The sequence below is a fragment of the Ornithinibacillus sp. 4-3 genome, from assembly GCF_040958695.1.
Taxonomy (GTDB): domain Bacteria; phylum Bacillota; class Bacilli; order Bacillales; family Amphibacillaceae; genus CALAMD01.
The window spans coordinates 968,849-981,107 of sequence record NZ_CP162599.1 but is presented as its reverse complement, the minus strand read 5'-3'; the positions used below and the strand labels follow the sequence as shown (position 1 = coordinate 981,107).

The 12,259-nt window shown below is 35.9% G+C and carries 7 protein-coding genes and 2 pseudogenes; 4 read left to right on the top strand and 5 right to left on the bottom strand.

Features of this window, described 5'->3' with window-relative positions:
* Positions 1–34 precede the first annotated feature (34 nt).
* The gene (locus AB4Y30_RS04805) at positions 35–1,441 is read right to left on the bottom strand and encodes a serine hydrolase domain-containing protein (protein WP_368654352.1); all 1,407 of its coding nucleotides are present in this window, start codon (positions 1,439–1,441) and stop codon (positions 35–37) included.
* Positions 1,442–1,659: 218 nt separating this feature from the next.
* Here AB4Y30_RS04805 and ppx point away from each other — a divergent pair, with 218 nt between their 5' ends.
* The 4 genes and pseudogenes from ppx (at position 1,660) to AB4Y30_RS04785 (ending at position 7,106) form a co-directional block, all read left to right on the top strand.
* A complete protein-coding gene (ppx, locus tag AB4Y30_RS04800; RefSeq protein WP_368654351.1) occupies positions 1,660–3,177 on the top strand; it encodes an exopolyphosphatase in 1,518 nt (505 codons plus the stop codon).
* A 138-nt stretch (positions 3,178–3,315) separates the two neighbouring features.
* A pseudogene (locus tag AB4Y30_RS04795) lies at positions 3,316–3,396 on the top strand (hypothetical protein); the annotation flags it as partial.
* Between the two features lie 6 nt (positions 3,397–3,402).
* Positions 3,403–4,829: pseudogene (locus tag AB4Y30_RS04790) on the top strand (IS3 family transposase); the annotation flags it as partial.
* Between the two features lie 195 nt (positions 4,830–5,024).
* Positions 5,025–7,106, top strand: coding sequence for an RNA degradosome polyphosphate kinase (locus tag AB4Y30_RS04785; protein WP_368654350.1), 2,082 nt, complete (start codon positions 5,025–5,027; stop codon positions 7,104–7,106).
* A gap of 548 nt (positions 7,107–7,654) precedes the next feature.
* On the opposite strand, the gene AB4Y30_RS04780 is transcribed toward AB4Y30_RS04785, so the two are convergent.
* From AB4Y30_RS04780 to AB4Y30_RS04765, 4 genes are all read right to left on the bottom strand, one after another.
* On the bottom strand, positions 7,655–8,746 hold the full coding sequence (locus AB4Y30_RS04780) for a serine hydrolase domain-containing protein (protein WP_368654349.1): 1,092 nt from the start codon (positions 8,744–8,746) through the stop codon (positions 7,655–7,657).
* A 94-nt stretch (positions 8,747–8,840) separates the two neighbouring features.
* The gene (locus tag AB4Y30_RS04775; protein ID WP_368654348.1) at positions 8,841–10,253 is read right to left on the bottom strand and encodes a serine hydrolase domain-containing protein; all 1,413 of its coding nucleotides are present in this window, start codon (positions 10,251–10,253) and stop codon (positions 8,841–8,843) included.
* On the bottom strand, positions 10,254–11,261 hold the full coding sequence (locus AB4Y30_RS04770; RefSeq protein ID WP_368654347.1) for an ABC transporter ATP-binding protein: 1,008 nt from the start codon (positions 11,259–11,261) through the stop codon (positions 10,254–10,256).
* Positions 11,258–12,247, bottom strand: a complete 990-nt coding sequence (locus AB4Y30_RS04765) for an ABC transporter ATP-binding protein (RefSeq protein ID WP_368655172.1) — start codon at positions 12,245–12,247, stop codon at positions 11,258–11,260. The genes AB4Y30_RS04770 and AB4Y30_RS04765 overlap by 4 nt, the downstream gene beginning before the upstream one ends.
* Positions 12,248–12,259: the final 12 nt, after the last annotated feature.

The window sequence follows — 12,259 nt, the reverse complement described above, 5'->3', positions numbered from 1 at the left end:
TTGTCCATTATATTCAAAAAGTTAACCGTTAAAATTACTTATCCTTGGCAATTTGTCTTGAACCGTAATAAATACGCTCTGCTTCTCCCTGTTCATTTGCAAAGAATCTAATTACATCACCTTGCTCACTAATAAAAGTAAAATCTCCTACACAGCGTAATGGACTAAATTTTGCTTCAGAAACAATACCAAGCTTCCCCTTCTCAAAGCTTATTTCTACTTTCATTCCTTCTGTAGAAGTATATGTACCAACACATGTTTCTTGCTTCTCTTCTGACATAACATAATCCATATATGTAAAACTAGACGCATCAAAACCTTTCTCTAATAAAACATTCAGTGCTCCCCTTAATAGCTTGGCTGCTGGAATACTAGAGAGGTTGGTTAGTAGAGCACCAGTAACTCCAAGCTCTGGAATAACTGTCATATGAGAGGAGACACCTTTTAATCCACCAGAATGTTCAATTAATTTATAACCAAAAAAGTCAGGAACTACGCGCAATCCATAACCATAATACCGACCTGGCTCAAATTCTACATGAGGATACGTCATTTGCTCCACACTTTCCTCTGATAGAATTCGTATTCCTCCAACTACACCTTTATTACGGAAAATTTCTAAATAAGTTAAAATATCATTTACTGTTGATTTTAAATAGCCTGCTGCACGCATTGCTGGAGCATCCCACCATAATGGCGTGTCATAAACAATTTTTTTATCTGCTTCTTTTTTCTGTGCATATAGCATCGTAACATTATCTCTTTTCTCAATTTCTGCTATATCAAAGAAAGTGTTATTTAGATTTGCTGGTTTTAGTATATTTTCAATCACATATGTCTCAAAAGAAACCCCACTCGCACGATTTACTACTGCTCCAAGCACACCATATGCCTCATTAGAATAAGAAAAAGCCTTCCCAGGATCATCCAACACCTCAACTGGTAAACTAGCAATTTTTTCCATTAATTGCACATCAGTATCGATAGGATCACCGACCATTTTTGTCACATCTAGACCATAATCTTTTGCAGTTGGATCATTATCAATACTTCGCTTGCGAGCTAAATTATGTACAGAAATTGGTGGTAAACCTGTTGTATGTGTCATCAAATGATGAAGGCTTACTTTTTCTGTTTTTCCGTCACTAGGAAGTTTAAATTCAGGTACATGTTTAATCACCTGATCATCTACAGATAATTTTCCTGCATCCTGAAGATGCATAATTGCTACACAAGCAAAAGACTTGGTCATGGATGCAATCCCAAATACGGTGTCTGCATCGAGTGGCAGCTTTTCAGTCTTATCACGATAGCCAAAACCTTTATAATACAAAGGTTTACTGTTATGATTTAAGCCTAAACTTGCACCAGGAATTTTATAGGTTTCAACAAATGGACTTGCTGCTTGTTCAAAAGCATTGCTGTTAAATGTTAATGTCATTTAAGTCTCCCTCTCCATACGGTTAATTATTTATTGTACTTTTTGAAATTGTAGCACATTTCTGCCTTAACAGCATTCTGTAAAGTTTCCTTAAACTTTTTTTCCACAAAGAATTTTAGGGAAAGAATTGTGGTACGATATGATGAAATATTGATGAGATAGGTTATTAAGATGGGTTGTCATCAGAGAAGCAAAAACAAAAGAATTCAGGTGGAAAAATGAAGGGTAAACATTTTGCAATTATAGATATCGGCTCGAATACAACAAGACTAGTCATTTACTTTAGAGAGAACAACGGAAACCTAAAGGAAGTAGAAAATGTAAAATCCGTATCCCGTCTTCGTTCCTTTTTAGAAACAGATTATACATTAAATCCTAGTGGAGTTGATCGTCTGATAAAAACATTAAAATCATTTCAAGAAGTAATGATTACGTATGAATTACAGGATATTATTTGTGTAGCCACAGCAACGATTCGACAAGCTGTCAATCAGGCAGAAATCATTGATCAAGTGAAAAAGAAAACTGGTTTATCTATCCAAATTCTTTCTGAACAAGAAGAAGCTTATTATGGTTATTTAGCGGTTGTCAATTCCACTTCGATTAAAGATGGTATTACAGTGGATATTGGTGGAGGCAGTACAGAAGTAACTCTTTTTCAAAACCGGGAATTATTGGAATCTCATAGCTTTTCCTTTGGTGCATTAACATTAAAGGATTTTTTCAAAAAAACAATTCCTACTGACAAAGAAATACAGTTATTAAGACAATATTTAAACAAACAGTTTGCAACCCTCCCCTGGCTACAGGATAAAGAATTAAAACTAATTGCCATTGGCGGAAGTGCACGTAACTTAGCACAAATTCACCAAAATTTAACGAACTATCCATTAGCTGGACTTCATCAATATGAAATGTCCTCTAAAGATATTATAGAAGTGAATAGTTACCTTACTTCCTTAGTGCCTGAAAAATTAGTAAAAGTAGAAGGCCTATCAAGAGATCGTGCAGACATTATTATCCCTGCTATTGAAGTATTTCATTGTCTTTACCAAGTAGTACAGGCAGAAAGCCTAATGTTAAGTAGAAAAGGACTTCGTGACGGAGTATTTTATCAACGACTAGCTACAGAAAAAGGAAAACTGCTTTTCCCCAAGGTAATTGATACAAGTATTCAAAAGCTAATTGATGATTATCATATGAATACGACACAAATTCAACATGTACAAGCATTGATGAAAGTCTTATTCGATTATTTAAAAGGAAATGGATTAATGGAACTAGAAAAAGCTGATTGGGTGCTACTGCAAAGAGCAAGCTGTCTCTTTCATCTTGGCGATTATATTGATTCAGAAGCAAGTGCACAACATACCTTTTACTTGCTTGCCAATCGAACCATTGATGGATTAGAGCATAAGGACCGTGTTAAATTAGCACTTATTGCATCTTATAAAAATAACACGCTATTCAAGCAATTTATTCAGCCATTTAAATCTTGGTTTTTGAAAAAGGAAAGACACCATTTCCAACATTTAGGTGCATTATTAAAATTTGTCTATAGCCTTGATACAACTAAGCGACAAGTTGTTAAAAAGCTTACATGCTCTATGGAGAAAAACCGATTAAATATTCAGCTTAAATGCGATGGCGATGCCAAACCAGAAATATATCAATCCGAAAAACATAAGAAACATTTAGAAAAAGCAATTAAGCGAGAGATTATCTTGAAGTTGTGAACTATATTGTTAGAGGCAGACACTTAAATGGTATGCTCCCCTTAAGGTAGACAGATAAAAAAATAAAAATCTGTTTATTTAGGGGGGGTTTTTGTGTCCAATAAATTTTATTCTACAGAATTTAAACATGAAGTAGTCATGGCTTATAAAAAAGGAAAATATTCTCTTACAGAAATCTATTCAACGTATCAAATCCCTAAGGTTACCTTATATAACTGGATAGAGAAGTTTGAAGAATCTGGAATAGAGGGTTTAGCAGATTCAAGGACTTGGAAACGATATGCTAAGGAATTGAAAACAGCTGCAGTCAACGATTATTTATCAGGGAAGTACTCACAAAATGAAATCATTAAAAAGTATGGAATTTCTAGTAGAGGGGTACTTCAAAAATGGATTAAAAAGTATAATGGTCATAGAGAATTAAAAGGGACGAAAAGGAAGGGAAGATACTCTATGACGAAAGGGAGAAAAACCACTTGGAAAGAACGAATCCAGATTGTACAAGATGCTTTAGCCGACGAGAAAGATTATCAAGAAACGGCTGAAAATCACCAAGTATCCTACCAACAAGTATATCAATGGGTACATAAATATGAAGAAGGTGGATGGGATGCGTTAAAGGATCGACGAGGACGTTCCAAACGTGTGGAAGAATTAACTCCAGAAGAAAAAATGAAATTAAAGATGCGCCAAATCGAAAAAGAAAATGAACGTTTACGTGCAGAGAATGCTTTCTTAAAAAAGTTAGAGGAGATCGAAAGGAGGAGAAAATAAATCAAGTCAGATGGGAAAATACATATATCGCTATAAAAGAACTGCATGAAACGGATCAACTAAGCATCGTCTTATTATGTGATATTGCTGGTGTTTCAAGAGCTGCTTACTATAAATGGGTCAATCGTACACCTTCCTTTCGAGAGCTTGAGAATGAAAAAATTATCAAAGAAATGAAAGCCCTCCATCATCAGGTGGAGGGCATCTATGGTTACCGACGAATGATGTTGAACATGAATCGGAAATTTGGTCAGCACTTTAACCACAAAAGAATATATCGATTGATGAAAGTCGCTGGGATCCAATCTGTTATTCGAAGAAAGAAGAAACAGTATAAACACTCTACTCCTCAACATGTCGCAGAAAATGTGCTCAACCGTGAATTTACAGCTGAAAAGCCAAATGAGAAATGGGTGACAGATGTCACGGAATTGAAGTATGGCCAATCAAAAAAAGCCTACTTAAGCGCGATTCGTGATCTATATGATGGATCGATTGTGAGTTATGTGTTAGGGCATTCCAATAATAATCCGCTTGTGTTTCAGACTTTTGATCAAGCTGTAGCCCTTTTGGATGGAGAACATCCGCTGATCCATAGTGATCGGGGATTTCAGTATACCTCTAAAGGTTTTAAACAAAGGGTAGAGGAAGCAGAAATGACACAGAGTATGTCTCGTGTTGGTAGATGCATTGATAATGGTCCTATGGAATCCTTTTGGGGAACACTTAAATGTGAAAAGTATTATTTACATAAGTTTGAGACATTTGAAGAGCTATCGAGTGCGATAGAAGCATATATACATTTTTATAATCATGAAAGATATCAAGAACGACTAAACGGCCTTAGCCCTATGGAATATAGAGCTAAAGCCGCTTAGATCCTTTTTATTATTTCCACTGTCTACTTGACAGGGGGCAGTTCAAAACATTGTCTGCTTCTTTTTTATATAACCATAATTGATAAGAATAATTTACGGTAATTTTACATCCTCTACACATAAGCTATTAGTAAAAACGATACTCTTTTTTTAGAAAGTCTTTTACTAATTTACTTATGAAGGATGACGGTAATTATGAAAAATGTGCAGTTACAAAAGGTTCCAAAAACACCTTATTATAATAATCGAGAGCTTAGTTGGCTCCTATTTAATAAAAGGGTACTTGAAGAAGCAGCAGATAGGGATAATCCATTATTAGAAAGGCTGCGATTCATTTCTATCTTTTCTTCTAATTTAGATGAGTTTTTCATGGTACGTGTAGCTGGGCTTAAAGATCAAGTAAAGGCAGGATTTAACCGTCCTGATAACAAATCTAGACTAACCCCTGCTCAACAATTATCTGCAATTGCAGAACTTAATCATGATTTGGTGAAGCAGCAATATATCCTATATGAAGATTTAACTAAACAATTACATAAAGAACAGCTTCGGATTGTACAGATGAACGAACTATCCTCAGAAAAAATCCAAGTACTAGAAAGCTTCTTTGATCAACAGATTTATCCAATTTTAACGCCAATGGCAATTGATGCCTACCGTGCTTTTCCTATGCTACTAAATAAATCTTTAAATCTAGCTGTTCAATTAGAAGATGAATATGTACAAGAAAAAGAACATAAGAAGACGGCAATCGTGCAAGTCCCTGCACTATTAAAGCGATTTGTAAAGGTTGGAGACACGCATGATTATGTGCTACTAGAAGATTTAATACGACACTTTATTTACAAGCTTTTTAAAGGCTATCATGTGGTATCGACAAGCATCTTTCGAATTACAAGAAACGCTGATATGACTATTCATGAAGATGGCGCACATGATTTACTTGAGGAAATTGAAAAAGAATTGAAAAAAAGAAAATTTGGAGCAGCTGTACGTCTGGAAATGGACAAACGAGAATATGATCCAAATATTGTTGATTTTTTCCTGAAGGTTTTAGAAATCGATCAAGAGGATTTATATATTATTGATGGGCCACTTGATCTAACCTGTTTAAATGATTTTTACGGTCAATTGAAAAATGATTATGAGCATCTTATCTATGAAACTTTCATTCCGCAACCAGCATTGGACATTCATGAGGAAGAAAATATTTTTGATGCTGTAAGAAAACGTGATATTTTTCTCCATCATCCATATGAATCTTTTGAACCAATTGTTGATCTAATTCTGGAAGCGGCAAATGATCCTGATGTACTTGCCATTAAACAAACGCTTTATCGAGTGAGTGGGGGTTCTCCAATTATTGCTGGATTAAAAAGAGCCGCTGAGAACGGAAAACAAGTAACTGTTCTTGTAGAATTAAAAGCACGCTTTGATGAAGAAAATAATGTTCAATGGGCAAAACAGTTAGAAATTGCTGGCTGTCATGTTATCTATGGCATGATATCTTTGAAAACACATAGTAAAATCACCTTAATTGTTCGAAAAAATCAAGAACATATTGAAAGAATTGTTCATTTAGGTACTGGCAATTATAACGATCAAACCGCTAAATTTTATACAGATATGTCTTATATCACTACAAAACCGAAATTTGGTATTGATGCGACAAATTTCTTTAATTATATAAGTGGATATACGGAAAGACCTGAATTCCATTATTTATCTATGGCACCTTTTGATATTCGCAATGATTTAATAGATTATATTGATAAAGAAATTGCCTATCATAAGCAATACAAAAACGGACGTATTATCGCGAAAATGAATTCATTAACAGATAAGCCTATCATTGAAAAATTATATGAAGCTTCCCAAGCGGGAGTAAAAATTGATTTGATTGTAAGGGGTATTTGTTGTCTACGCCCTGGGGTTCAGGGTATCAGTGAAAACATTCGGGTTATCAGTATTGTTGGGCGCTTCCTTGAACATAGTCGTGTTTATTATTTCCATCATAATAATGAAGCAGCTTTATTTCTTTCTTCTGCAGATTTAATGACACGTAATATGGAGAAAAGAGTAGAATTAATGTTTCCAATCTTTGAAAATCGAATTAAAAATCGGATTCTTTCTATTCTGGACTTAATGCTAAATGATACGGTCAAAGCACGCATACAGGATCATCAGGGTATCTATACTTATTTGCGTGGAGAAAAATTATTAAATAGTCAAATCGTTCTTTTCCAAGAAGCGATCAAAGCTTCGAAGCGAAGATAAGAAGAAAAGCGAAAGTCGCGTCCTTACAGGCTAATAACGCGACGTCACAAGCTCAGGCGTCCTGCACTAGCACATCCTATGCGTCGAAAAACGTAGAGATTGCGCCCCTGTTCTTTTTGGGCGGTTCGACGTTGGGTGAACTTCCTTTACCCTTAAGATAAAGGAAACATGTCCCTTTAGGGGTATCCGACGTTAGGCTTTAGCCTGGTTTTAGTCGGGCTTCCTTATAAAACAAAGCCGGTGTTGACTTTCACCCGTGGGGCACGACGGACACGACGAGCTAGTATCGACGTTGGTGCTCGTGACCTGACCGAACTTAGTCGATGAAAGTGCGAATATGGCTCTGTCTGCGCCTGATGGCTTGCCAATCGTCAAGTCTTCTTTATCGTAGAGCGTGACGGGAAATCTCATAGTTTTTGGCGCTTGTAGCTAGACAGCACTATTTATGAATAAGAATTAATTTGTGTTAAACTTGTATACTTCCTTAATAAAGAAGAAAACTCAATCCATGCTTTATAATAAGCTGAGATTGAGTTTTTACTTTCTTATTATTCTTCTTTTGGTATCGTATAAGGACGACCATATAAGATGTTTTCAATTGTCTCCAGCATAGATTCTGTAAATGCGCGTGAACGTTCTACATTGGTGAAATAAATAATTGTTTTATCTTGTTCAATATAACGGCTAAACCAATTACGATATCCTGGCCAGCTCCCTCCATGATATACAAGTTTTCCTGTTGCCTCTCCCTCTTTCACTCGCCAACCATTTCCATAAGCAAAGCTTTCATCCTTTGGCTTTACAATTGCTGAAAATGCCTTCTCTATTGTCGCCTTAGAAACGAGCTGATCTGTATAAAGTGCACGATCCCATTTTTTCATATCATCAAGTGTGGAAGTAACAACACCATCTCCTTGAATTCCATCTAAGTAAAAAACAAAATGAAGTGCCTCAAGCTCATCTGGGAAAACATACTGATTTTTGTCATGATCATAAAAATGACCATAGGCAAAATTAGGAATCGTTTCCCCGGTTAATCGGCGATTATGGACTTTTGTTCTCTTCATATCTAGCTTCATAAAAATTTCTTTTTCCATAAATTCAGCATATGGGACTCCCGAAACTTCTTCCACAATTAGCGCTAGCAAAGCATATGCTGTATTACTATATTCACAGCTCTCATTTGGTTCAAAAAGTGCAGGTGGATGATGGATTTCAAGTAAAGTTACAATATCTTTATTCACTGCTATCTTTGAATGGTCCCAATGCTTTTCAAATAGCTCCATATAGTCTGGTAAGCCTGACGAATGACTTAACAAATTTTGAATAGTGATATTTTTATAAGGTAAATTTGGAAAGTACTCCTCAATTGGTGTTTGATAATCTAATTTTCCTTGCTCTTGTAATATCATAATTGCCATTGCTGTAAATGCTTTTGAAACAGACGCTAATTCAAAAACCGTATCCTTATTTAATAATTCTCCTGTTTGATAATTAGCAATTCCCAGAGATGCCTCATAAAAGACTTCCCCATTTTCTAAAATAGAAATATTTCCATTAAAAAGTTTCTGCTCTGCTAGCTGGGTGAACAGTTCCGAAAACTGTTTAGAGCGAATATCTTCTGTTGCTTGATTACCCATGATGTACCCCCTCCAATAAAAAATAAAATAGAGAATCAACGGAAGAAACTACTTTATCCCTGTCTTGATTCCCTACTTTGTTCAAAAAAACTTGTCATTCCTTAATTTTAGGGAACTGTCGATAATGATATGCAATCCGATCAACTTCCCCATTTGCATTTTCAATAAAGCGTACAATCTCTTGCTGATCTTTCACATTTACATCAAATAAGTTTTCGCCAATACATTTAATTGGATGGTATTCTCCTTGTGAGAAGAACGTAATATCGCCTTCATCTAAGCCAATTGTAATCTTCGCACCTTCATTGGACATATATGTTCCAACAAGCCTCTTAATCTCTTCCTCGGTAATTTCGCGCTTCTGGAAGGTCATATGTGATGCTCCTATTTCTTGACCAATTGTATCGTGAAGTGCAGCACGTAATAATGGTCCCGCTGGCACTGCCGCTAAATTCGTTAAAATCATACCAGTAATACCTAAGTCTGGAATAATACTCATTAAAGATGCAATAGCTTTTAAATTTCCACCATGCTCAATAAGCTTATATCCAAAGAAATCTGGAGTAACAGTTAGACCATAACCATAATAACTTCCTGGCTCTGTTTCAATATATGGATAAGTCATTGCTTTTACGCTTTCCTCTGATAAGATCCTTGTTCCATGAACAATACCTTTCTTACGGTAAATCTCTGTATAGCGCAGCATATCATGCACTGTTGATTTTAAATATCCTGCCGCTCGCATTGCTGGAGCATCCCACCATACTGGTGCTTGATAAACAACTGTTTTCCCATCTTCTTCTTTTTTAGCATAAGACATGGTGATGTTGTCATATTCAGCTAAATCGCTTAAATCAAATGTACTATGATGCATACCAGCTGGAATTAAAATATGTTCTTTTATATATTCTTCATATTTCTGTCCGCTTACTCTTTCAATAATTGCACCTAATAAAGAGAATGCATCATTTGAATAGCTGAAATGAATACCTGGAGGTCCTAATAAATCAAAATCAAGTCCCGCAATAAATTCCATTAATTCTTCATGTGTATCAATAGGACCTTGTTCAGATTCTGCTACATCTAAACCTGGGTAGTCTTTTGTAGATGGATCTTGATCAAAGCTTCGTTTATTCGCATATACAAGCGAAGGTAATGGTGGTAACCCAGATGAATTTGTCATAAAGTGATGAATTGTAATTTGCGCTGTTTTTTCCGCATCTGGCGTTTTAAACTCAGGCAAATACTTAATTACTTTATCATGAACAGATAGCTTACCTGCTTCTTGTAATTGCATAATCCCTACACAAGTAAAGGATTTTGTTACAGAAGCAATTCCAAAAACAGTATCTGGTGTTACAGCTAATTTCTCTTCTTTATTCCGATATCCAAAACCTTGATAATAAAACGGTTGGGCATATTTATCAATTCCAATAGAGACCCCTGGAATTTGAAATTTTTCAATGATCTCATTGGCATAGCTCTCAAAATTTTTCAAATTCGCCATTTAGTTTTTCGCTCCTTGATTATATTGTGGATCATATAAATGACAATTCACAAAATGTCCCGGCTCCGCTTCCAATTGAGCTGGTTTAATTTGCTTACATACATCCATTGCAAAACGACATCTCGGATGAAATGTACATCCTGTTGGTGGATCTGCTGGGCTTGGTACATCCCCTGTTAAAATAATGCGCTCTTTTTTCACATCTGGATCTGGTACAGGTACTGCAGACATCAATGCTTGTGTATATGGATGTAGTGGATTTCTAAATAAATCTGATTTATTTGCAAGCTCCACCATTCTTCCTAAATACATTACACCAATTCGGTCACTTACATGTTTCACTACACTTAGATCATGTGCAATAAAAATATACGTAAGACCAAGCTCTGTTTGTAAATCCTGGAATAAGTTTAAAATTTGTGCTTGAACCGAAACATCCAAGGCAGATACAGGCTCATCGGCAATAATTAATTTGGGATTCACAGCAATTGCCCGGGCAATTCCAATTCTCTGTCTCTGCCCACCACTAAATTCATGTGGATAACGGGATGCATGATTTGGCGATAATCCAACTGTTGATAATAACTCCCCTACACGTTTCTTTCGTTCCGCACCATTAGCACCAATTTTATGTGTTTCTAATGCTTCCATTAAAATAGCCCCAACTGTCATTCTTGGATTCAATGAAGCATATGGATCTTGGAAAACGATTTGCATTTCACTGCGAAGACTACGTAATTGCTGTTTTCCCATTTGTGTAACATCTGTTCCCCTAAACTCTACAGCTCCAGATGTTGGTTCCACAAGTCGTAAAATACTCCGGCCTGTTGTTGATTTACCACAGCCACTCTCTCCTACGATTCCTAATGTTTCTCCAACATTAAGCTCAAAGGTAATCCCATCTACTGCTTTTACAAAGCCTTTCCCTTTGCTGAAGAAGCCTCTACCAATTGGAAAATGTGTCTTTAGGTCTTCTACTTTTAGTAGCTTTTGTGTGTCCTGGCTCATCGTACTGCCTCCTCTTCATACAACCAACATCTAACAAGCTGATCTCCATGCTGTATCAATGGTGGGTTTTCAGTTTCACAGCGATCATGTGCTTTTGTACAACGGTAGCGGAATGGACACCCTTGTTGAATCACCCCAAGATTTGGTACATTTCCTTCAATTGGTTTTAAACGAATGTCATCCTCTTCTTCAATATTAGGTATCGAATTTAATAAACCAATCGTATATGGATGCTTCGGATACTTGAATAATGTGCGTACATCTGCTTGTTCAACAATTTGACCATAGTACATAACAATAACATTATCAGCCATTTCAGCTACTACACCAAGATCATGGGTAATCATTAAAATAGCTGTTTTATATTGTTCTTTTAATTCATTCATCAGCTCTAATATTTGTGCTTGAATGGTAACATCAAGTGCTGTAGTTGGCTCATCTGCAATAAGTAACCTTGGATTACATGCCATAGCCATTGCAATCATAACACGTTGTCTCATTCCACCAGATAACTGGTGAGGATACTCATCAACGATTTTCTCTGCACGAGGAATACCAACTTTTTTCAACATATTAATCGATTCTTTTCTTAACTCTGTTTTAGAAACAGCAGCGTGAATTTTTAGTACTTCACTAATTTGTTCACCAATTTTATGAACTGGGTTTAGAGAAGTCATCGGCTCCTGGAATATCATAGAGATATCATTTCCACGAACATCGCGCATTGCCTTCTCAGATAAAGCATTAATATTTCTATCATTTAAATTAATTTGTCCTTCAACATATCCATCTGTTTTCGGTAATAATTGCATGACAGATAGTGCAGTAACACTTTTCCCACATCCAGATTCACCAACTAGGGCTAATGTCTCCCCTTCTTTGATGTTAAAACTGACATCTCGAACAGCCGAGATTGTTTTCTTTCCTTCTGCGTAAAAAGTGATAGATAAATTTTCTACACTTAATAATTCTGTCTGTTCCTTTATCTTATCCAATCT

What these genes read in the sequence shown, in the direction of transcription:
- AB4Y30_RS04805 (WP_368654352.1), bottom strand. Translation starts at nt 1,441, where the DNA reads ATGACATTAACATTTAACAGCAATGCTTTTGAACAAGCAGCAAGTCCA.
- ppx (WP_368654351.1), top strand. Translation starts at nt 1,660, where the DNA reads ATGAAGGGTAAACATTTTGCAATTATAGATATCGGCTCGAATACAACA.
- AB4Y30_RS04785 (WP_368654350.1), top strand. Translation starts at nt 5,025, where the DNA reads ATGAAAAATGTGCAGTTACAAAAGGTTCCAAAAACACCTTATTATAAT.
- AB4Y30_RS04780 (WP_368654349.1), bottom strand. Translation starts at nt 8,746, where the DNA reads ATGGGTAATCAAGCAACAGAAGATATTCGCTCTAAACAGTTTTCGGAA.
- AB4Y30_RS04775 (WP_368654348.1), bottom strand. Translation starts at nt 10,253, where the DNA reads ATGGCGAATTTGAAAAATTTTGAGAGCTATGCCAATGAGATCATTGAA.
- AB4Y30_RS04770 (WP_368654347.1), bottom strand. Translation starts at nt 11,261, where the DNA reads ATGAGCCAGGACACACAAAAGCTACTAAAAGTAGAAGACCTAAAGACA.